23 protein-coding genes and 1 tRNA gene are annotated in these 21,233 nt (G+C 57.4%); 15 read left to right on the top strand and 9 right to left on the bottom strand.

Annotated elements, in window-relative coordinates; genetic code table 11:
* Nucleotides 1-104 precede the first annotated feature (104 nt).
* Nucleotides 105-1,229, bottom strand: coding sequence for a branched-chain amino acid ABC transporter substrate-binding protein (locus ACFO6X_RS13005; RefSeq protein ID WP_382433724.1), 1,125 nt, complete (start codon nt 1,227-1,229; stop codon nt 105-107).
* Between the two features lie 121 nt (nt 1,230-1,350).
* Here ACFO6X_RS13005 and ACFO6X_RS13000 point away from each other — a divergent pair, with 121 nt between their 5' ends.
* From ACFO6X_RS13000 to ACFO6X_RS12990, 3 genes are all read left to right on the top strand, one after another.
* Nucleotides 1,351-2,190 (top strand): helix-turn-helix transcriptional regulator, encoded by an 840-nt coding sequence (locus ACFO6X_RS13000; protein ID WP_382433722.1) that lies wholly within the window; start codon nt 1,351-1,353, stop codon nt 2,188-2,190.
* 159 nt (nt 2,191-2,349) lie between these two features.
* A complete protein-coding gene (locus ACFO6X_RS12995) occupies nt 2,350-4,041 on the top strand; it encodes an FAD-dependent monooxygenase (RefSeq protein WP_382433715.1) in 1,692 nt (563 codons plus the stop codon).
* Between the two features lie 16 nt (nt 4,042-4,057).
* Nucleotides 4,058-4,255 (top strand): DUF2783 domain-containing protein, encoded by a 198-nt coding sequence (locus tag ACFO6X_RS12990; protein ID WP_382433713.1) that lies wholly within the window; start codon nt 4,058-4,060, stop codon nt 4,253-4,255.
* Between the two features lie 203 nt (nt 4,256-4,458).
* On the opposite strand, the gene ACFO6X_RS12985 is transcribed toward ACFO6X_RS12990, so the two are convergent.
* Nucleotides 4,459-4,534 (bottom strand) — tRNA-Lys (locus ACFO6X_RS12985).
* Between the two features lie 187 nt (nt 4,535-4,721).
* On the opposite strand from ACFO6X_RS12985, the gene ACFO6X_RS12980 reads away from it, so the two are divergent.
* Both ACFO6X_RS12980 and rraA read left to right on the top strand, forming a co-directional pair.
* A complete protein-coding gene (locus tag ACFO6X_RS12980) occupies nt 4,722-6,767 on the top strand; it encodes a methyl-accepting chemotaxis protein (protein WP_382433712.1) in 2,046 nt (681 codons plus the stop codon).
* 30 nt (nt 6,768-6,797) lie between these two features.
* Nucleotides 6,798-7,307: a ribonuclease E activity regulator RraA gene (gene rraA, locus ACFO6X_RS12975; RefSeq protein ID WP_382433711.1), complete on the top strand. Its 510-nt coding sequence runs from the start codon at nt 6,798-6,800 to the stop codon at nt 7,305-7,307.
* 34 nt (nt 7,308-7,341) lie between these two features.
* Here the strand turns inward: rraA and ACFO6X_RS12970 are convergent, their stop codons facing one another.
* Genes ACFO6X_RS12970 through ACFO6X_RS12960 form a run of 3 tightly spaced genes read right to left on the bottom strand, consistent with a single transcriptional unit; the run spans nt 7,342 to nt 10,291 of the window.
* Nucleotides 7,342-8,547, bottom strand: coding sequence for an alpha/beta hydrolase family protein (locus tag ACFO6X_RS12970; protein ID WP_382433709.1), 1,206 nt, complete (start codon nt 8,545-8,547; stop codon nt 7,342-7,344).
* A 47-nt stretch (nt 8,548-8,594) separates the two neighbouring features.
* Entirely contained in the window at nt 8,595-9,455 is an 861-nt protein-coding gene (locus ACFO6X_RS12965) for a MipA/OmpV family protein (protein ID WP_382433707.1), read from the bottom strand.
* Nucleotides 9,456-9,463: 8 nt separating this feature from the next.
* A complete protein-coding gene (locus ACFO6X_RS12960) occupies nt 9,464-10,291 on the bottom strand; it encodes an undecaprenyl-diphosphate phosphatase (RefSeq protein WP_382433705.1) in 828 nt (275 codons plus the stop codon).
* Nucleotides 10,292-10,500: 209 nt separating this feature from the next.
* Here ACFO6X_RS12960 and ACFO6X_RS12955 point away from each other — a divergent pair, with 209 nt between their 5' ends.
* Genes ACFO6X_RS12955 through ACFO6X_RS12945 form a run of 3 tightly spaced genes read left to right on the top strand, consistent with a single transcriptional unit; the run spans nt 10,501 to nt 12,829 of the window.
* The gene (locus ACFO6X_RS12955; RefSeq protein ID WP_382433703.1) at nt 10,501-10,914 is read left to right on the top strand and encodes a DUF2306 domain-containing protein; all 414 of its coding nucleotides are present in this window, start codon (nt 10,501-10,503) and stop codon (nt 10,912-10,914) included.
* 26 nt (nt 10,915-10,940) lie between these two features.
* The gene (locus ACFO6X_RS12950; RefSeq protein ID WP_382433701.1) at nt 10,941-12,014 is read left to right on the top strand and encodes a sensor histidine kinase; all 1,074 of its coding nucleotides are present in this window, start codon (nt 10,941-10,943) and stop codon (nt 12,012-12,014) included.
* The gene (locus ACFO6X_RS12945) at nt 12,011-12,829 is read left to right on the top strand and encodes a LytR/AlgR family response regulator transcription factor (RefSeq protein ID WP_382433699.1); all 819 of its coding nucleotides are present in this window, start codon (nt 12,011-12,013) and stop codon (nt 12,827-12,829) included. Before ACFO6X_RS12950 ends, ACFO6X_RS12945 begins: the two co-directional genes overlap by 4 nt.
* A 14-nt stretch (nt 12,830-12,843) precedes the next feature.
* On the opposite strand, the gene ACFO6X_RS12940 is transcribed toward ACFO6X_RS12945, so the two are convergent.
* A complete protein-coding gene (locus tag ACFO6X_RS12940) occupies nt 12,844-13,479 on the bottom strand; it encodes an ABC transporter ATP-binding protein (protein ID WP_382433697.1) in 636 nt (211 codons plus the stop codon).
* Nucleotides 13,480-13,577: 98 nt separating this feature from the next.
* On the opposite strand from ACFO6X_RS12940, the gene ACFO6X_RS12935 reads away from it, so the two are divergent.
* The 5 genes from ACFO6X_RS12935 to ACFO6X_RS12915 are packed head-to-tail and all read left to right on the top strand — an operon-like array spanning nt 13,578 to nt 16,994.
* Complete coding sequence (locus ACFO6X_RS12935) at nt 13,578-13,955, top strand: hypothetical protein (RefSeq protein ID WP_382433695.1); 378 nt, start codon at nt 13,578-13,580, stop codon at nt 13,953-13,955.
* 26 nt (nt 13,956-13,981) lie between these two features.
* Nucleotides 13,982-14,278 (top strand): DnaJ domain-containing protein, encoded by a 297-nt coding sequence (locus tag ACFO6X_RS12930; protein WP_382433693.1) that lies wholly within the window; start codon nt 13,982-13,984, stop codon nt 14,276-14,278.
* A 53-nt stretch (nt 14,279-14,331) separates the two neighbouring features.
* Nucleotides 14,332-14,910: a hypothetical protein gene (locus tag ACFO6X_RS12925; RefSeq protein ID WP_382433691.1), complete on the top strand. Its 579-nt coding sequence runs from the start codon at nt 14,332-14,334 to the stop codon at nt 14,908-14,910.
* A gap of 27 nt (nt 14,911-14,937) precedes the next feature.
* On the top strand, nt 14,938-15,687 hold the full coding sequence (locus ACFO6X_RS12920) for a hypothetical protein (protein WP_382433689.1): 750 nt from the start codon (nt 14,938-14,940) through the stop codon (nt 15,685-15,687).
* A gap of 14 nt (nt 15,688-15,701) precedes the next feature.
* Nucleotides 15,702-16,994, top strand: a complete 1,293-nt coding sequence (locus ACFO6X_RS12915; RefSeq protein WP_382433687.1) for a hypothetical protein — start codon at nt 15,702-15,704, stop codon at nt 16,992-16,994.
* Here ACFO6X_RS12915 and ACFO6X_RS12910 read toward each other — a convergent pair.
* The 3 genes from ACFO6X_RS12910 to scpB all read right to left on the bottom strand — a co-directional run bounded on the left by ACFO6X_RS12910 (nt 16,965) and on the right by scpB (nt 18,486).
* Complete coding sequence (locus tag ACFO6X_RS12910; RefSeq protein ID WP_382433685.1) at nt 16,965-17,432, bottom strand: bacteriohemerythrin; 468 nt, start codon at nt 17,430-17,432, stop codon at nt 16,965-16,967. The two genes, ACFO6X_RS12915 and ACFO6X_RS12910, sit on opposite strands and share 30 nt — an antisense overlap.
* Nucleotides 17,422-17,559 carry a hypothetical protein gene (locus tag ACFO6X_RS12905; RefSeq protein ID WP_382433683.1) on the bottom strand — a complete coding sequence of 46 codons (138 nt, stop codon included), beginning with the start codon at nt 17,557-17,559 and terminating at the stop codon, nt 17,422-17,424. Before ACFO6X_RS12905 ends, ACFO6X_RS12910 begins: the two co-directional genes overlap by 11 nt.
* A gap of 111 nt (nt 17,560-17,670) precedes the next feature.
* Nucleotides 17,671-18,486 (bottom strand): methylmalonyl-CoA decarboxylase, encoded by an 816-nt coding sequence (gene scpB / locus ACFO6X_RS12900; protein ID WP_382433681.1) that lies wholly within the window; start codon nt 18,484-18,486, stop codon nt 17,671-17,673.
* A 252-nt stretch (nt 18,487-18,738) separates the two neighbouring features.
* On the opposite strand from scpB, the gene ACFO6X_RS12895 reads away from it, so the two are divergent.
* Both ACFO6X_RS12895 and ACFO6X_RS12890 read left to right on the top strand, forming a co-directional pair.
* Nucleotides 18,739-19,341 carry a TRAP transporter small permease subunit gene (locus ACFO6X_RS12895; RefSeq protein ID WP_382433679.1) on the top strand — a complete coding sequence of 201 codons (603 nt, stop codon included), beginning with the start codon at nt 18,739-18,741 and terminating at the stop codon, nt 19,339-19,341.
* A gap of 11 nt (nt 19,342-19,352) precedes the next feature.
* Nucleotides 19,353-21,185 (top strand): TRAP transporter large permease, encoded by a 1,833-nt coding sequence (locus ACFO6X_RS12890; RefSeq protein WP_382433677.1) that lies wholly within the window; start codon nt 19,353-19,355, stop codon nt 21,183-21,185.
* The last annotated feature ends 48 nt before the right edge of the window (nt 21,186-21,233 follow it).

Genomic DNA, 21,233 nt, shown 5'->3' with positions numbered 1-21,233 from the left:
AAAAAAAGGGGGCCACACGCCCCCAAAGTGAATGACGCACCAAAGCATGGCCGCCGCTGCCGCGGGGCCATGCTCAGGCAAAGGGTTGAAGAGTAAGGAGCGGTTTACTTGGTAGCCAACGACTTACCGCCGTCTTTGTGCCATTGGTAAATCTGGAACTCAAACGACTTCAGATCGCCCTTCTTATCCCAGGCCACAGTGCCAATGGGGGTGTCAAACGAAGCTTTGTGCAAATGCTCAGCCACTTTGGAGGGGTTGTCACCCACGGCCTTGATGCTGTCGATCAGCACCTGGGCCGCAGCGTAAGAAGACAATTGGAAGGCACCGGCAGGGTCGCGCTTCTTGTCTTTGAAGGCCTTGACGATGGCTGCATTCTTGGGATTGGCAGAAAAGTCAGCGGGCAAAGTCAGCAGCATGCCATCTACAGCCGGGCCAGCAATCGCATTGATTTCGGGGTTACCCACACCTTCTGGGCCCATGATGCGGGTTTTGAGGCCTTGCTCTGCCGACTGGCGCAACAGCAGGCCCATTTCGGGGTGGTAGCCACCGTAGTAGACAAAATCTACACCGGCACTCTTGAGCTTGGTGATGACAGCAGAGTAATCGCTGTCGCCCGCATTGATGCCTTCAAACAACACCACATTGACGCCCGCCTTCTTCAGATCGTCGCGCACCGAGGCGGCAATGCCTTGGCCGTAGGATTGCTTGTCGTGCAGCACGGCCACTTTTTTCGGCTTGACTTTGTCCGCAATAAACTTGGCGGCAGCGGGGCCTTGCTGGTCGTCACGGCCAATGGTACGGAAGATGAACTGGAAGTTTTTGCCTTCAGTCAGGGCTGGAGAAGTCGCCGAGGGCGTGACCGCCACAACGCCTTCGTTGTTGTAAATAGGCACGGCGGCAATAGCGGCACCCGAGCACACTGGGCCGACCACATAGCCGATTTTGGCATTGACCACACGGTTGGCGGCTACTGGGCCTTGCTTGGGTTCACAAGCATCATCCACCGGAACCAGCTCAATCTTCTTGCCGTTGATGCCACCAGCAGCGTTGGCCATTTCTACAGCAGTGGTCACGCCTTCTTTGACCATATCACCGTACTGCGTCACGGGGCCAGTAGCCGGAATGACCATCGCAATTTTGATATTTTGTGCATGCGCCACAGGCAGCAACATGGCACCAGCCAAACCCAAAGCAGCAGCGACGGTATGCAAACGGAACGGGAGCATCATCAGGAATCCTTCCAGAATAGGGTGATACCAAACTTACAATTTGGTGAAAAGTAACGCTATTGTCCGTCAGGACGGCCCATTTTGTGCCACAAAGCCATTGCACTGCACTACAGTGCTGCTTATGTCCAACTATTGGCTGCTTGCGCCCTCCCCCAGCCACGGTCTGCCGTTGCCACTGGAAGATGCAACCGCCTTACTAGAAAAATTGGGCCGTGCCAGCAGTCATGCCGTAGCGGAAGATTTGCTGCACCTGCTGGGCCGCCATGTCGGCTTGGCGCAATGCACGATCTTTACCTTGCGAGGCCAAGGCACACCGCAATTGGTGGGGCTGGGGGATCGTTCGCGCACCCACCAATTGCCCCTGATCTCTAGCGACTATGTGAGCCGTTTTTATCTGCTGGATGGCAGCCAGCAGGTCATGCAAGCCGAAGAAAACCGCCATCGTCGCTTGGATGCCACCCGTCACCAGCAGCGCATTGTGCTACACCGACAACGCAGTAGCGATGTGCAACACACTGAATACCGGGCCGTATGCTATGAACAGCCCCAGCTGCTAGAGCGATTGTCTGTCTTGCAGCCACAGGAAGGTGGGCGCTGGCTATCGGTCAATTTATACCGCGGTACAGAACATGGCTTTTTTGACGCCACAGCCATTGCCACCGTCGAAGCCTATGCCCCCTTTGTCATGCAGGCCATGCGCTTGCACTATGCGGGCCAAACCTTGCAAGACGATCTGGCCGGCTTGGTACTGACCCGCCTGCAACAACGTTGCCCTGCCTTGACACCCCGTGATCTGGATGTGGTGCGTAGCGTGTTGCAAGGGCTGAGCACCGAGGCGCTGGCCGAGCGCCTCGGCCTGACCATAGAAAGCGCCCGAACCTACCTTAAGCGCCTGTACCGCAAACTAGGGGTAGCCGGTCAGCGTGAACTGTTTTCGCTGCTACTAGAGCCTTTGGCCTGAGACCTGCCACGAAGCCCAGGGAAAACCCACCCCTGAACCAAGACGATACGTCCCCTTTTAGGGACAGTGTGGGCTGTATGGGTTTCTACACTGCATACCATCTCAACCCAAGGTGAGCGCCATTCACCGGGCTCATCCCCACCACTGGAGACCACTTTTATGCACCGGCCCAGCACCCAGCCTCGTCCTTCCATTTATTACGATTACCAAGTGTTTGCCCCTTGGCTCCCCTCACAAAACCCCGCACAGGAGCGCAAAAAAGTAGTGATTGTGGGCGCGGGGCCTTCTGGCATGGTCACAGCCCTAGAACTGGCCCGCCACGGTGTACCCTGTGTGGTGTTGAATGCTGAACTACAGTTTTCCCAAGGGAGCCGGGCCATTGTGTTCACTCGGCGCTCGATGGAAATTTTGCAACAGGTCGGTGTGGCCGACCGAATGACCGAAGGCGGCCTGCCTTGGCGCTTTGGCAATTCCTACTACCGCAACCAACGGTGTTTTCGCATGGAGGCACCGCATGATCCGGATGACCGCTTTTTTCCGATGATCAACGTGCAACAACAATACATGGAAGAGTATTTGCACGATGCCTGCCAAGCACATGGGCTGATCGATTTTCGCTGGGGCAATAAAGTCATTCAAACCGAGCAAAAAGAAGGCTTTGTCACGGTGACCGTAGACACCCCAGAAGGGGAATACACCTTGGACAGCGCGTGGGTAGTAGCCGCCGATGGCGGACGCTCTGCCATCCGCGAAGGCATGGGCTTGCGTATGGAGGGCGCATCGTACGAAGGCTTTTTTGTGATTGCCGACATCAAAATCGACCTGCCTCTGCCTACCGAACGACTGGCCTACTTTGATCCTGCCTGGAACCCTGGCAACACCATTTTGATGCACCGTGAACCCCACGGCATCTGGCGCGTCGATTACCAATTGCCCGCAGGCGAAACACCCGAAGAAGCCCTTCGTCCAGAGTCGCTCAAGGCCCGCATTGATGCACAGTTGGCGATGATTGGTTTTGGCGGCACGCCTTGGGAGATGGACTGGTCATCGGTTTACTCAGCCCGCACACTGACCCTGCCCGACTATGTGCATGGCAACGTCATCTTTACTGGGGATGCTGCGCACCTGCTACCCATTTTCGGGGTGCGTGGGGCCAACACTGGTTTTCAGGATGCGCAGTCGCTGGGATGGCATCTGGCGTTTGTCATCCAAGGGCTGGCAAGCGAAAAACTTCTAGCCAACCACAGTGCCGAACGTGTGGGCGCTGCGCGTGAAATTATCGATGAAGCAGGCAAAAGCACCCGTTTCATGGCCCCCCCTTCGGGCGGCTTTACAGTGCTGCGCAATGCCGTGTTGTCATTGTCACTGACACAGGATTTCGTGCGCCCGCTCTACCACTGGCGCACCTCACGGCCCCATGAGTACACACATTCAGCACTCAACAGCCGCGGCGATGACAACGCTCTGTTCACTACCGGGCCTGCCCACGGCGCCCCACCACAAAATGTTCGTCTGGGGGGCAATGACTTTTTGCTCGATCATCTGGGCGGTGGTTTTGATTTACTTTATTTCACCCATGCAGCAGCCATCCCACAGCCCCTGCAAGAGGTGGTAGCCGCGGCACGCGCCCAAAAGATACCACTCAAGGTGATTGCTGTAGGCGCCATCCAACCCGTGGCGGGCGCTGACCTCACCCTGCCAGACACGCACAGCCATTGCCGCCAGCGTTATGGCATCCAAACCGATGGTGGCGCCTACCTGTTGCGCCCCGATCAGCATGTCTGCGCCCGCTGGCTCACGCTGGATGCGACACGCCTACAAGCAGCCTTGAATGCTGCCCTACCCCAATAAGAGAAGAAAGAGCTTTATGTCGAGCACCACACCCCACACCTTGACCGTTCCGGCACTAGAAACGGTTTACGACACTCTGGCTACCGCCATTGACCAAGCTGGGCCAGAAAAATCACAGCTTTTTTTAGTCAAGCTGGCGCTGCTCAATGCCAATGTGCTGGCAGATGCCGAGTTGTTTGGGCAACACATCCAAATCGCTTTGCGTGACCTGTAAGACACCCTGCAGCGCCAAGTAAGTATCTTGTTCTGTGCTGCGCCCACTACACACAGACTCCTAGTCAACCGAGGGTTTGGAGCAGCACAAAGACTGCTACCTCCCCCGACTCTCAGCAAGCGCCTAGCTTAGGTGCCATGAACAACAAAAAACCCTGCCACCAAAAAGTAGCAGGGTTTTGTTGCGCCGTAAGGCTAAATACTTGGTGGGACGTGCGGGAGTCGAACCCACGACAAACGGATTAAAAGTCCGCTGCTCTACCAACTGAGCTAACGTCCCAACTGTGTTTCGACTCGAATTATAGCATGGAAAATTCTTTCGGGGAGCAACCAGCACCAATCTTGCTCTTTACGACGACAAAAACAGCACGTTTGCTGTACCAGGCAACCTCAGTGAGCACAAGCTCCCCTATGATCCCCGCCTGTCAGCAAATCGTCATAAAAATACTATCAAGACAAGCGATGCCATGAATGATTCCGTTCCACACTCTACCGCCGCGTCCTTACACCGCTCTGATGATTCCGGTTTTTTTGAACACCACGGCGTCTGGGCACCAGGTGTGCGGGCTTTTCGTAACCTGCGTTTTGCCACCAAAGCCCTGATCATCTCGCTGGCCTTTATGCTGCCAATGTTGGCGCTGGTAGGCTGGATGCTGAAAACCGAGTTTGATACCTCTATCCAGTCGCGCATGGACGCCACCCGTCAACATGTAGAGGTGGCTTATGGTTTTCTGACGTGGGCACATGGTCAAGAAACATCGGGGCAACTGACCCAAGCACAGGCGCAAACATTGGCCAAACAAGTGATTGGTAACCTACGCTACGACAAGCAAGAGTATTTTTGGATCAATGATGTGCAACAGCGCATGGTGATGCACCCGATCTTGCCCGATCTGAATGGTAAAGATATGCGCGACCGCAAAGACCCTAACGGTTTTGCGCTGTTTCAAGCCTTTGCAGAAACTGGTCGGGATGGTGGCAAAGGCTTTGTGTCTTACCAATGGCCACGCCCAGGCAATCAACTGCCAGTAGACAAGCTGGCCTATGTGCAAGGTTTCCAGCCCTGGGGTTGGGTGCTGGGCTCTGGTATTTATGTGGACGATCTTTACAGCGTTTTTCTGCATGAATTAACCATCGCCGGACTGGGCGTACTGGTCAGTGTGGTGGTGGCAGGCTACCTGTTTTTGACCTTTTACCGCGTGATGGATGGTGGCCTCAAAGAAACGCGCCGCCACCTGCGGGCCATGACCAGTGGCGATCTGACCACCTCGCCTTCGCCTTGGGGCAAAGACGAAGCCGCCCAACTGATGATTGAACTGCATGCGATGCAGGATGCACTGCGCACCATGGTGCTGCGCGTGCGCCGCTCCAGCGATGACATCGTCCATTCAGCCAGCGAAATTGCCAGCGGGGCGCTGGATCTGTCTCGTCGCACAGAGCACACCGCCAGCAATTTGGAGGAATCTGCGGCCTCGATGGAAGAAATTGCCGCCACCGTGAGCAACACCACACAGCACACGCAAGAGGCGTCCAAAGTGGCGCAACACAATGCCCAAGTTGCTAGCGATGGTGGCAATGTGATGCGGGAGGTGGTCAACACCATGGAAGGCATCCGGCAGTCGTCGGCACAGATCTCCGACATCATCAGCACGATTGATGGCATCGCTTTCCAGACCAATATCTTGGCACTCAATGCAGCCGTAGAAGCTGCCCGCGCTGGAGAGCAAGGCCGAGGCTTTGCCGTGGTCGCCTCTGAGGTGCGCAATCTGGCTGGGCGCAGTGCCGCAGCCGCCAAAGAAATCAAAACCCTGATTGACAGCAGCGTTGACCAAGTAGCTACCGGCACCGACATTGTGCGCAAAGCGGGCAGCACTATCGAAGATATCGTGCATTCCTCCCAGCATGTCAACAACTTGCTGAGCGAGGTGGCCACAGGCGCCCGCGAACAAGACCAAGGTATTGGCCAAATCGGTCAAGCCGTGCAGGAACTCGACCGGATGACACAGCAAAACGCTGCGCTGGTCGAAGAAACGGCCGCTGCCGCAGCCGCCATGCAAAATCAGGCCCAAACCTTGGCCAGTGAAGTCGCTCGTTTTATCCTTCCTGCCATGGCCCAACTGTCAGAGCAGGACGATGCGGGGTACGGCACCACCGCCGTGACAGATTTTGATTTTGACACTGCCATTGAGGCCCACCGCCAATGGAAGGTCAAGCTGCGTTCGGCCATTGCCAAACACGACAAGTTGGATGCCGACACCATTTGCCGCGATGACCAGTGCCCCTTGGGCCGCTGGATTCATGGCCCCGGTGGTGAACGCTGGGGCAACCGCCCTCTGTTCTCGCAATTGCTGACCAAACATGCCGACTTTCACCAAAGCGCAGGTGCAGTGGCCCGCAAAATCAATGCGGGGCAATACAACGATGCCGAAAAACTGATTGGTGCGGGGTCTCACTTCTCTGATATTTCACTGGAAGTGACCACCCTGTTGAGTACGGCCAAACGTGGTCTGTAGAGAGATTTTTTCTGTCTGGAGTTTTTTGACATGAGCAACATCCCTGCCCCTACCTTCAGCACCTGTGATTTTTGTGATGCCTACAAAAATGATGACAGCGGTAGCTTTCGGGTACTGCCACCCGTTTTTCGAGATTTTGGCGGACTGACACAGTTCAGCGGCCCTATCAGTACGGTGCAGTGCCACGAAGACAACTCTCTGGTCAAGGCGGCCTTGGACACTCCGGGAGAGGGCCGGGTGCTGGTGGTCGATGGGGGGAGTTCTCTGCGCCGGGCGCTAGTTGGGGGCAATCTGGCCGCTGCTGCGGCCCGCAACGGTTGGGCTGGCGTGGTAGTGGACGGCTGTGTGCGCGATGTAGCGGAGCTGTCCGCCAGCGCCGTGGGCATTCGGGCGCTGGCTAACATGCCCCTGCCCACCGAAAAACGAGGCCAAGGTTTACGGGACGTGGCCGTGCGGATTCAGGGAGTTTGGGTGCGTCCGGGCGACTGGCTCTATGCTGATGCCGATGGCATCGTCATCCACACCACAGCCCTGCCATAAACCTTTTTGGGGCAAGCCAAGCTTGCCCCGCCAATCACAAGCCTTGGGCCTGCAAAGCCAACTGATTGAGCATGAAATCTAAAAAAGTGGGCACGCACTGCAAATGGCCTGCAGGGGTGGCAGGACAGTCGGTCAGGTTGACCAGATCACCTGCCCCCTGAGCCTGCATGGCTTGCAGGGTTGTCAAAGAACTGGCGTAGGGCACCGTGCGATCATCACGGCCATGATAGAAGTGGACAGGCAGATTGGGCTTCCAGTTGTGAACGTTGCTCAGCCGCTCTAGATTTTGCACATCATCAGACAAAAAGTTGTCGATAAAGGTGGCATCGATCACCACGTCTGCATCATCGGGCAGCAACTGTTTGAGCAAAGCACGACGCACCTCCCTTTGTGCGCTTCCCCCCAGATAACGCAAGAAACCTGGATTGATCAAGGCACCAATCAAGCGGTTTTCGTTGCGCACCACATCGACCAAGCCATCCATAGTGGCTTGCACGTTGTAGGGGCCACTGCCCACCACCACCTGACGCAGGTTTTGCAAATGGGCTGAATGGCTGTTTTGCAAGGCCCGGTAGGCTGCCAATGTGACATAACCACCTTCTGAATACCCCGTCAGGAAAAGTTGACCATTGTCACCCACCCCCTGTTGGCGGCGCCAAGTCTGGGCCGCTGTCAGAAAATCGACCGTGGCAGCCGCCGATGGTACGGACAACAAGTATGGATGGGGCGCCCCTTTGGAGACGCCATAACCCACATAATCGGGAGCCAACACGATATAACCCAGCGAAGCCATGAGCACTGCGACTTCAGAAGCCACAGCGTTGTTGCTGGGTGCTTCTATGTCACGGAAAATAGTGCCATGCTGGTAACTCAATACCGGGCTGGAAGCTCCTGGCATCTTGACAGGCACACTGACCAGCCCAGACGCCCGGATCAATTGACCATTGACGTCCGTAGTCATGTATTCCAGACGATAGGCCGTCACGTCGTAGCGGGGCTGCAAATTCTGCACCCGGGTCTCTTCGGCCTGCAAAGCCTGGGCCATGTCTGCCGTGGTGATCGTGGCCAACACCGTAGCGGCCTTGAACTCACCTGAACCCACCGGGGTTACAGGCACCACGGGAGTGTCTGGGCCGCTGCCTGTGTCGGTGTTGCCGTCTTCACCACCACAGGCGGCCAATGCGGCCACCAATACCCAAGTCAGGGCCAGACGGGGCCAACGGGAAACAGAATGTTGCATAGATAAAACTCCTGTGGCGAAAGAGCCCGTTGGTGGCACACCGGGCATCAATAACGATAGGCCAACCCCACAGAAACACTGTAGTTGTCTGGCTTGACGGTGAGCGGACTGCGACGGGCATCGCCACGCAATTGGGAGTAGCGCAACCCACCCAACAACACCCAGTGGTGGTGCAAGTTCTGACGCCAATCTACACCCACCTCGGTGCTGTGTACCCCCGCGCGGGGTTGAAAGGCGGGCAATGGCGTGGTAACGCCTGCCAACGCCGCAGGCACACCAAAAAAGCTACGCATGTAGGTGCGATCGGCCAGATGCAGGCCCGCTACCAGCGCCAGCTCGGTGCCAGGGGGCAAATCCAACTCATAGCGGGCGGTGTTGTTGAGTATGGCCCCTCCACCGCGCCCCAACAAATCTTGGCTCAGCGAGCTTCGGAAAGACCAATGGTCATTAGCGTCATAGACGACGCCCAAACGCCCACGCAAAGTGCGCCGAATTTCTGGTAGGCCTTGCAGCCGGGGCTCATCACCCGCTTTTCGCCCTCCGCCAAAGCGCAAAGAGCCTGTCAGACGCATCTTGCCATGATCGACCAAACGGGCACTCAACCCAGACTCCGCCCGATCCAAATCGCGATCGAGCAGGGCGCCCCCACCACCAGAACTAAGGGTGTAGCGCCCCAGCGCCACCCCGATCACTGGCCTCAGGCCCGTACTGCGCCGATCACTGCCCGCATAGCTGGCTCCATTGTCTAACGTAGCGCCCAGCGCCCAAACAAACCCAGCATGTCCTGGTGTGCCCTCGACAGGTGCTGTGGTTGCTGGCGCACCCTGCGCACTTGCGTTGGCAGACAACGCCATGCCCACAGCACACAGACAGGCTTGCCAAGCTGTGGTGGTAGAGAAGGTGTTCATTTGGGCAATTATGAATCAGCCCATTGCACCCAGCCAGTCCAGGCCGTGAGCAACACCAACGCCCCAAAGGCAATACGGTAGTAGGCAAAGACAACAAAACTGTGCGTGCTGATGTAGCGCAAAAGCCAGCGTACACAGAGCCAAGCACTGAAAAATGAGAATACCAGCCCCACGGCAAACATCGGGGCATCAGCCCAATCCAGCAGCGCCCGCTCTTTGTACAGGCTATAGACCCCAGCACCAATCAGCGTGGGCATAGCCAAAAAGAAGGAAAAGTCGGTAGCGGCCTTGCGTGACAAGCCCAACAACATGCCACCGATGATGGTGGCCCCACTGCGGCTGGTGCCTGGAATCATGGCCAAGCACTGCACCAGCCCCACCTTGAGGGCATCGATGGTACCCATATCGTCTACCGAATGCACCCGAACAACAGACACTGGACGGCGCTCAGCCCACAAGATGATGAAGCCCCCAATAATGAAGGTGCTCGCCACCACCACCGGCGTGAACAGGTGTGCCTTGATGGCCTTGCCCAACAACAAGCCCATGACCACCGCTGGGACAAAGCCAATCAACACATTGAGTGCAAAACGCTGTGCCTGTGGTTGCGTAGGCAAGGCCACCAATGTGGCCCGGATTTTTTGCCAATACACCAAAATGACAGCAAAAATCGCCCCCGTCTGGATAGCAATGTCAAATACCTTGGCCTTGGCATCATCCATACCCAGCAAGGCACCCGCCAAAATCAGGTGCCCGGTTGACGAAATGGGCAAAAACTCGGTCAACCCTTCTACCACCCCCATGATGGCGGCTTTGACCAACAAAACGATATCCACGGTTGTCCTTCAAGCCCGCAGGCGGGCCAAAAAAGCGCGGATTATCCGCCTGCGCTGTGGCTAAGACTTCTCATGCACCTAGAAACGTGCCGCCGTTTGTCCCAACGTGCGTGCGTTGCACGCCGCCAAATGGCATTTCGTCGCTGGTGGGTGGCCTTGGCTACCGTGGCTCGGCACAGTGGCGGCATCAACCAACCGACGCTTTCACCATGCAGCCACTGACACCCACCATCGCCATCCATCTCACCGCAGCATTGGCGGCCACCGCCATTGGCCCCTTGGCCCTGTGGGCGCGACTGGGCCGCTCCACTTACCCACGCTTGCACCGCGCTGCTGGCTATGCTTGGGTGATGCTGATGCTGATTACTGCGCTGTCTGCACTGTTTATCCGGGATGTACGCGGGCTTCATCTGGCGGGCTACAGCCCTATTCATTTACTGATTCCCGTCACGCTGCTGAGCGTGGGGCGGGGACTGTGGTATTTGGCAAAGCACAACATCACGGGCCACCGACTCACGATGCAACGGACTTATATCGGCGCTTGTGTCGTGGCAGGGGGCTTTACGCTATTGCCCAGCCGATTTTTGGGGCAGTGGCTATGGGGTCATCTGGGTTTGCTCTGATCTCTCGTCCCATTCCGATTCAAGCTATGCAAAATTTTGATTGGCGCTCCTTTGGGGGCCACGGTTTAGCTACTACCCTGTGCTGTGGCCTGATCGCTTTGGCACTGGTATTGGCCCAACATCGCACTTGGGACGTTGCGCTTGTCTACTCTTTGTCGATTGGACTGATCAGTTGGCTGGTGATTGATCTGGGCCGGTGGTGGTGGTGCCAAGCCCAAGCCGTTGCGTGGCCCCGAGGCTGGCGGGGAGGGGCCCTGCTGGCGCTGGGCATAGGCAGCGGCTTTGTATTTGGCAAGGCGCTGGGGGATGCTTATAGCGGTGGCCGCCCGGAGGCACTGCACCTGTGGACACCCCATGATACTGCCTTGACCTTGGCGATCACTGTAGTGGTCAGCGTGTCTATGTCGTTCTTTTTCTATAGCCGGGGCAAAGCCCGGTTTTTGGAAACACAGATGGCTTTGGCTCAACGCGATGCCGCACAGGCCCGCCTGAAACTGCTGGAGGTTCAATTGGAGCCACACATGGTGTTTAACACCTTGGCCAATCTACATACCTTGATTGCTACCGATCCGGTGCGCGCCCAAACCCTGCTAGAGCACCTGATTGCCTATTTGCGTGCCACCCTTGGTGGTTCGCGCAGCACACAACACCCCTTGACCGAAGAGTTTGAGCGGGTGCGCGACTATCTGGAAATCATGGCCGTGCGCATGGGAGCAAGGCTGACCTATACGCTGGACTTGCCTGAGGCCTTACACGATCTTCCTGTACCCCCGCTATTGCTCCAGCCCTTGGTGGAGAATGCTATCCGCCACGGCTTAGAGCCACAGGTGCAGGGCGGGCACCTGCTGGTGCAGGCCCGTGTTGTAGAGGCAGCACCCACGCGCCTGCTGCAATTGCAGGTGCTGGACAATGGCGTCGGTCTGGCAGCCACGGCCGCGGCCCATCTACAAGAGGGCGGCCACTTTGGTTTGGCCCAAGTGCGTGAACGGCTTAGTACGCTGCATGGCCCCACCGCAACGCTGGAGCTGGCCGCTGCGAGTGCCGGGGGCACCAGCGCCAACATCACCTTGCCCTTACCGCCTGAGACTTGCCCCACATGACATCTCCTCCCCGCGCCTTGATTGCTGAAGATGAACCGCTTTTGGCCGCAGCCTTGGAGCACGCACTGCGTCAGGTCTGGCCGGAGTTGCACATTGTGGCCACGGTGGGCGATGGCATCAGCGCCGTGGAGCAGGCATTGGCATTGCGCCCCGATGTGTTGTTCTTCGATATTCGGATGCCGGGCCAGACGGGTTTGGAAGCCGCTGCTCAACTGGCGGATGCTTGGCCTGCCGACCAGCCTTTTCCAGCCTTGGTGTTGGTTACTGCTTACGAACAATATGCGGTGCAAGCCTTTGAAGCGCAGGCGGTGGACTATCTGCTCAAACCGATACAGACCGCGCGATTGCAAAAAACAGTACACCGACTCCAGCAGCTACGGCAGCAGCCATTGCCCTCTGCACCAGCACTCGACGCCACGGTAGAACAACTGCGCCAACTGCTGACGGTGCCGGGCTTGGCCAGTGCTATGCAGGTACCATCGCCACGCCCACTGCTCACGGTGATTCAAGCCAGCAGCGGGGCACATCTGCATTTGGTTCCGGTCTCAGACGTGTTGTACTTTGAGGCCGCCGACAAATATGTGCGCGTACTGACCGCCGAGCGTGAATTTTTGATCCGCACCCCCCTCAAAGAGCTGGTAGCACAACTAGACGCCCAAGTGTTTTGGCAAGTACACCGGGCCGTGCTGGTGCGTGCCAGCGCCATTGCCACAGTCGTGCGCGATGAGGCTGGTCGATTACACCTGCAATTGCGCCAACGACCAGAGAAACTGACCGTGAGCAGGCTGTATGCGCACCGTTTTAAGGCTATGTGAGGCCCACTGCCCATTCAAGCCTCGTCAGGCAGTTCGATCACTTGTGCCCACGGCAGGCCATCCAACGCCTCGTAGTGGGCAACGATCAGGGTGCGACCGGGCTGCGCTGCCGCATCGGCCAACGCCTGTTGCAGGTACTGCACCGAGGCACGATCCAGCCCAGCCATCGGCTCGTCGATCAAAGTAAGAGTAGCCCCGGAGGCCAATGCCGCCGCCATCAGCACCTTGCGCCGGGTGCCCGCCGAAAGCTGGTACAACGCTTTGTCCAGATGCGGCTCCAAAGCAAACCCCGCTACATGGGCTGCTAACGCTGCCGCATCCCAGTGGCTGTGGCGAGCGGGCAGACTGTCCCACCACTGCTGCACGCTCAAGGCGTCTAGGGCGGACGAGCGCGGGTCTTGCCAGAACACCTGCTCGCGGTAGGCTGGGGCGTCTTCGTGCAGCGCCACACCCGCCAGCGTGAGCGTGCCAGACTCTGACAACACATCACCGGCCAGCAATTGCAGCAAAGTGGTTTTGCCACTGCCGTCGCTACCTAACACCAGCGTCGCACCAGCCCTCACCGTGACTGACCAATGCGCCCAGAGTTTGCGCTCTGGGTAGCCAAAACACAGCTCTTTCACTTGCAGCACTGCGGCCTTATCGTCCATCTACACTCCTTGTTTGCCACGGCTTGAAAACCCGCCGCACACTACCTATTTTGCATTTGCCGCACAATCGTTGCCCCGCTACCCGATGCCTGCGCACCATGACCTTGTCTTACCTCGATTTTGACTACAGTGAAGACGATCAGGGCATCAGCACCTGGGATGCCATGGCTTGCGTGCCTGCACAGCGCCTGGCCGCACTACTGGCCGAGATCACGCTGGTGCTGAACTGGGCACAGCAGCAATTTGGCGCTCAACGCGGCCCACTGGATGAAGATGGCCTGTGGGACTACGATCTGCAAAGCCAGTCAGAAGACCATGCGCCTGCCCTGCATCTGCACTACGACGAAGAAGCCGGGCAGCTCGCCTTGGGCCAGCCTCCCGAGCCCCACGCCCGCTATACCCTGACCTTGACCCTCAGTGGCAGCCCTCCCTTTGCCCAAGCCCTGCGGGCACGCTTTGGGCTGGATACAGAATAATTTCTCTCTTTTGGATAAAGCCCCGCATGACAGACCACTACGCCGCCCTAGGGCTGGGCAGCGATGCCTCGCTGGCCGACATCAAAAAAGCGTTTCGGCAAAAAGCCTCGTTTTATCACCCCGACAAGAACCCCGCACCCGATGCAGCCGCCCGCTTTCGCGCTGTGCAGCAAGCCTACGAGGTGTTGTCCGACCCAGAAGAGCGCCAAGCCTACGATGACAACCGACGCCGCAATCTGTTGGACGACCCACTAGAAACCGCCCAAGCTATTTGGCAATCGTATTTTCAGCAGGTGCTGGCAGGCGTTCAGCCACCGCGCTAAGGCGCCACCACCTGCCCCTCTACGTCTTTCCACCTATTTTTCTGTCAAAACACATGCGACTGACTTCCTTTTTCCATCCTCTGCGCTCGGCTTACCAAGCTGAATTGGACGACCTGACCTCTGACTCCGAAGGCAAAGACGTGCTGCGCAAACGCTTGGCCGACAAACGCAAGGAACTCGATTTTCTGGTGCAAATGATCGAGCTCAGCCCCGAAATGGTGGCAGTGGTCTTTCATCGTGCCTTCCGCTTTGGCAACGCAGCGGCCACCTTAGAGCGATTTTTGACCCACGAAAACAGCCAACCCCACTGGGCAGAGTTGGCCCCCACCGTCACGTTGGAAACTTGGGCACAACCGCTGGCGCAGCGTGTGTTGCAAGAACCACAAGGTGCTTGGTTTCTGGCCGTGGCAGCCTGTTTGGAATACCTGCAACAACACCCCCGCCTAGGCTTGGCCTCCGCCGCTGTGGACGAAGACGACGACAACGCCCAAGACCACGAAGACAACGACCGTGACGACGACAACGCCCAGCCCCTGAGCGCCGACGATGCCACCGACCCACAAGACGAACGCAGCCGCGATGAAGCCAGTGAAGACTGGCTGTCCGGACAAGGCTTTGATCGCAAAGACTAAGCAGCAAGCAGCACCAAGAAGCCCCCCATGAGCAACCACCTGGCCCTCATTACCCAAACCCAAAGCCTGATCGCCGCTGGCGACATCGTTGGCGCCGAATACGCACTGGCCGAACTGGCCGACACCGAAGGCGACCACGCCCTGATGGAAGTCATCGCCCAACTGCCCGCCAAAGACGTGCTGGCGGTGATCCGGGAATACGACTCCTCGCGTGACTCGGTGGTCAACCTGCTCATCACCCCTGAGCAGTTTGCCCGCGCCTTGGTGCTAGAGAAACAATACAAAGACCTCACCCACACCCACCTGCGCGGCATGGTCAACGGGATCATCTTCCGCGACGAAGCCGATCCCCTGGAGTTTTTGAACGCGATTGGCGATTTGGAAGGCGGCAGCGAAGCCTTGGCCAACTACTTTGCCGAAAAGTGGAGCCGCATCGAGGCTTTTGCCCGCACCGGCCACTTTGACACCATCGAAGACGACGGCGATCTGCTCAGTGACGACGAACTGCGGGCCTCAGCCTATGTGCGTCCTCACATCAGCCAAGACGAAGTGGCCGATGGCGACTGGATGGAGTTGGCCTGGCTGCTGCGCTACGAATGCCGCGACCTGTTCATTGAAATGCTGTTGGTGCTGCGCGCCAAGGCCCGCGCCCACGACCTTGGCTTGGGTGAAGAGGAAGAAGCCGAAGAAGACGATGGCAAATTTGAAACCCGCGACACCGACCGCGGCAAAGCCACCCCGGTAGCCCGCGACCCGGACGAAGAATCGGCCATCTGAAAGCAACCGCGTCTATGTCTGCTTCGGCCCTTCTTTCTCCTGCCGCTTCGGCGCTTTCGCTGCACGATGCCCGCCCGTTCTTTGAAAAGGCGCTGGTGTATGGCGTACAGCACGGCCTGCTGAGTGCTGCCAAACTAGACGCCATCTGCACTGAAGCCCCCAAAGGCATGGTGCAGATTGCCCGCTACTTTGGCAACGAAAACCTGCGCCCCGATCTGGAGCAGGCCCGACTGCGCATCGTCAATTTGGTCAGCCTGTACCTGCTGGAAAGCTGTGGTGGCGACCTCCATCTGGCGGCGCAGTCTCTGCGCGACCACAGCCTGCTGTCGCGCTCCAAAGGGGGCTCCGAGATGCTGAAAAAACTCATCTCTATGCCGCAAAACACCCACTTTGCCATGCACGACCGCGAGGGCTTTACCGAGGCCCAGATACCGCAACTGGCCAAGTGGAGCCTGCAAAGCCATGCCCAGTACCAGGCCGAGTTGGCTGTGCGCCAACCCATCGGCCAACTGATCGACGCTGCGTTGTGGTTGGCCGCCCGTTTTGACTTGCACGCTGATGATCTGGAAGAAGCAGGCACCGATGCCGAAGCCGTGATTCGCACCGCCCTGCTGCTGCACACCTTGACCCCCCAAGCGCAGCAATGGCCCGACAGTGTGGGTTTTGAAGCTCTGATTGGCGCATTGCGCAAAAAGACGGGCTCTATCAGCTTGACTCTGCCAACACAGTTTCCGGCAACACTGCGTCCAGCAGTAGAACGTGTGCGCGCCAGCGTACTGTCCGACTTGCCACGCCTGCGTGACACCAGCCAGAACTTGCGCACCTTGCTGCGCAGCCCAGCCTTCAGTGGTCACTATTTCTGGCAAGAAGATCCGCTGGCCGAAATCGACCACTATCACCACAGCCTAGACGATGAAGCCCACGGCCACGATCCAGCCACAGCACCCACCAGCGGTAGCAAGACTTGGCAACGCGTCACACAAGGTCAATCGGATGAACATGCCCTGCTCACGCTATTTTTGTATCTCTCGGTAGGAGCGCCCAAACGTTACGTGCCTGCAGACAAAACCCTACTGACCGAAAAGGCAGCGGTTGCCCTGTTGCGCTCCATTCAACAACGCGGCTTGCACCCCACACAAGCAATCGACTTTATCCGCAGCCATGCCCCGGCTGCGCACCAAGACACTTACTGCACGCTATGGCAAAGCTTTGTCGAAGAATCCCACCGCACCCTGTGTGGTGACCACCACGGCCAACGCCAAGAAGCCTTGGCATTGCTACGACGCGAATGCCATATCATGGATTAACACAGGACGCACCCCTACGGCCTGTGGCTGGCGTGGGTGGTGCAAGAACTGTTTGACTCTGAGATCCATCTCGCTGAGATGGTGGTTCATCCAATCTGTCAGTGCATGGCGCAGGTGGGCTTGGTCTAGGCACAATTGTGCTGCCTGGCACAAAGCAGCATGAATATGCTCTCTGGATTGGGCATGGGCCGCCCGGTGCTCCAACAGGCTAGGGCAGCCGTTGTCAGACAAAATGCTTTCTTCCAGCGCATCGTGATGGCTGGAAATGACAAAAAAGTCGTTCAACAACGACCACAGCCGCTGCTGTGCCATGCCACCACGGTCTAGCAACTCGATCATCTCACGGCCAATTTCCAGCAAGATGATGTGCTGTGCATCCAAATCGGCATTGCCCACACTCAGCGCCGGACTCCAGTGCAGAAGGTGCTCATCGGTCATAACTGCCTACCCCCAATTCCCCTTGGTACACCAGCAGGGCCACCAGCAAGAAACCCAGACAAATCACAATCTTGGGCTTAGCGCTGTAGGCAAACCGCAGAATTTTTTCCATGATGGAACGCTGCATGACGAATTTCCCCATAAAAAATAGGGATTCATCATGAAAACGTTTTTTTACACCCTGATGAAAAAACCTGCCTCCGTGTAGACCCGCACCGCACAGGCCAGCATCAGGGGCTTATTCGCCGTGGTAATGGGGCAGACGCTTTTCTTTGAACGCCTGTATACCCTCGGCATAGTCGTGGCTGTTGTATACCACCCGACGCAAACTCTGAATACGCTCAAAGTCTCCTGGTGACACTGCATTGGCACCCGCCAAAATGCGCAACTGCTCTTTCATCACACTCACTGCCAAGGGAGCATTCTGCGCAATAGTGCGGGCCATTTCAAAAACATGGGCTCCAATATGCTCGGCAGGCACCACGCCATTGATCACCCCTTGGCGCTCTAAGCGTGCGGCAGTCATGGGGCGCCCCGTGAACAACATCTCTTTGGCAATATGCGGGGGGGCCACATTCAAGAAGGTCAGCAAGCCTGTGACGTTGTAGGGTACGCCCAACTTGGCTGGGGTGGCCGCAAAGGTGGCTTCGGGGGTAGCAACCACCATATCGCAAGCAAACACCAACTCACAAGCTCCACCCCACACACCACCTTCGATCAACGCCACCACAGGGCCAGGAAATATTTCCACCTCCCGGATCAACGTGCGCAGCGAGTCTTGCCAACTCAACGGATCATGCCCGCCAGCCGGCAACTCCGTCACATCATGCCCCGCAGACCACACCTTGACGCCAGGCAGCGCACGCAAAATGGCTACACGCACCCCTGCCTGCTTGAACTGGTCAAAAGCCTGAATCATTTCCTGCACCATGTGCTCAGACAAAGCGTTGCGCTTGGCCTCGTGGTGCAATGTGATGGTGCCGATACCATTGCTGACCTCGGTCAGAATGAGGGAGGGTGCTTGCATTTCAGTCGTATGGCTTGGTATTTGCATGAAAAATCCTGTGCCTATGGGCCGCAGGGGAATCCTGCCACCGCCGCTCACTGTGGGACAGGGCGGCCCAGCCATTATCGGCTGCGCTTGTGTCGCTGCCATGACCACGGCCTGACCGCTGGCTTTGCCGCATCTTAAAATCGCGCTCCTTGCGCCACCATTGCGCATGCTCCTGCACAGGCCCGCAGTACCCCTGCGGGCCTGTGGCGTTTTCAACACCTCTTGTGACCGCAGGGTTTTCTCGGAGAGAACATGCACGCTTTACTCAGATTGTCCCAGGGCATCGACCGGCTCAACAGCCAGATTGGCAAATACGTCTTGTGGCTCATTTTGGCCTCTACCGTCATCAGCGGCGCCAACGCTGTGGTGCGCAAGGCATTCAACTACAGCTCCAACGCTTTTCTGGAGGTGCAATGGTATTTGTTTGCAGCCGCCTTCATGCTGACAGCAGGCTACACCTTGCTACAAGGCGAACATGTGAAGGTAGACGTCATCGCCAGCCGCTTGTCTAAGCGGGCACAAATTTGGATTGATATTTTTGGTTTCGCCTTCTTTTTGACTCCGGTCTGTTTGGTGGTGCTCTGGTATGGCGTTCCGTTTTTCCTACAAGGCTACCAGTCCAATGAAATGTCGGGAAACGCTGGCGGCCTGATCCGCTGGCCGGTGTATGCACTGATTCCAGCAGGCTTTGTGTTGCTGTTGCTCCAAGGTTGGTCTGAACTCATCAAACGCTTGGCCTTCTTGCATGGCCTGATCGATGACCCTACCGTGAAGAAGATCGAGAAAACGCCAGAAGAAGAACTGGCCGAAGCCATCCGCCGCCAAGCGGAAGCCCAACCCAGTCAGCCTCACTGAGCGTCCCTATCATGGAATTCATTACCCACAACATTGCGCCGATCATGTTCGGCGGCCTCATCATTTTTTTGCTGCTGGGCTTTCCAGTGGCTTTCAGCTTGGGTGCCTGCGGACTGTTTTTTGGTTTCATCGGCATTGAGCTAGGTTTACTGCCAGAGGCGCTGTTGCAGGCATTGCCACTGCGCATCTTTGGCATCATGCAGAACGAAACGCTGCTGGCTATTCCCTTCTTTACGCTAATGGGCCTGATCCTAGAGCGCAGTGGCATGGCCGAAGACCTGCTCGACACCATTGGTCAGCTCTTTGGCCCCATCCGAGGTGGCTTGGCCTTTGCCGTGATTTTTGTGGGGGCGCTGCTGGCTGCCACCACGGGGGTGGTTGCGGCCTCGGTCATCTCGATGGGCTTGATCTCGCTGCCCATCATGCTGCGCTACGGCTACGACCGGCGCATTGCCACAGGCGTCATTGCCGCCTCGGGCACCCTAGCGCAGATCATTCCCCCCTCGCTGGTACTGATCATCCTGGCCGACCAACTCGGACGCAGCGTAGGCGATATGTACAAGGGCGCGTTTCTGCCCGGCTTTATGTTGACTGGGTTGTATGCCCTGTTTGTGATCGCCTTGGCTGTCTTCAAACCCCATTGGGTGCCAGCGTTGCCCGCCGAAGCCCGCACCATCCGAGAAGACAGCGGCAAAACCGGCCTGCCTTCTTTGACGGTACTGACGGCACTGTGCACTGCGGTGAGTGTCTATCTAGGCAAGAACATGGTGACTGTGCACTCTTGGTGGAAGGGCGAAGCCGTGCAGCAGGTGGCCTTGGACGAAACCATTGTCGTGTCGATGTGCGCTGGCGTGGCCTTGGCTTTTGTCATCGCAGTGGTCAACAAGGTATTGCGTCTGGGCTTGCTCTCACGCATGGCCGAGCGCGTGACTTTTGTGCTCATTCCACCACTGTTGCTGATCTTTTTGGTATTGGGCACGATCTTTTTGGGCGTAGCCACCCCCACTGAGGGCGGTGCCATGGGTGCATTGGGTGCCTTCGCCATGGCCCTGGCCCGTGGCCGCCTGAATATGTCGTTGCTGCAACAGGCACTCAACACCACCACCAAACTCTCGTGCTTTGTGGTGTTCATCCTGATCGGCTCCACCGTATTCGGGCTGGTGTTTCAGGGGCTGGACGGCCCACGCTGGGTCGAGCATTTGCTGGGCAATTTGCCTGGTGGACAAACAGGCTTTCTGATTCTGGTCAACGTCATGATTTTCTTCTTGGCGTTTTTCTTGGACTTTTTTGAGCTTTCATTCATCGTGGTGCCATTGCTGGCCCCGGTGGCCGACAAGCTGGGGATTGACCTGATCTGGTTTGGTGTGTTGCTGGCGGTGAACATGCAAACTTCATTCATGCATCCCCCCTTTGGCTTTGCCTTGTTCTTTTTGCGCAGTGTGGCCCCGAGCACGGCCTACACCGACAAGGTGACCAAAAAATTGGTACAGCCCGTGACGACCATGCAGATTTACTGGGGTGCCGTCCCCTTTGTGCTGATCCAGATCGTGATGGTGGGATTGATCATCGCCTTCCCAGGCATTGTGTCGGGCAATCTGGACAAGGCCCAGGTTTACGACATGGACAAAATCCAGCAGCAAATGGAGGCAGAAATGCCGGATGCCACACCGTTTGGCTCCGACCCCTTCGCCAACGAAGAAAACCGCACCGACAGCGCCGATCCGGCCAGCCCCTCAGCCCCGGCGGAGTCAACCCCTGACCTGCCCGCCACCAGCGATGCAGATGCCCAGGCCGAACTGCTCAAGGCGGCGCAGGAGAGCGTGCCCTCCGACAAAAAGCCCTGATCTCCTTGGCCTGCACACCAAAAAGCCCTGCATTGCAGGGCTTTTTTT

It is taken from the genome of Giesbergeria sinuosa, assembly GCF_042652905.1.
GTDB lineage: Bacteria > Pseudomonadota > Gammaproteobacteria > Burkholderiales > Burkholderiaceae_C > Simplicispira > Simplicispira sinuosa.
The sequence above is the reverse complement of the archived record's forward strand: the minus strand, read 5'-3'. Positions and strand labels throughout refer to the sequence as shown.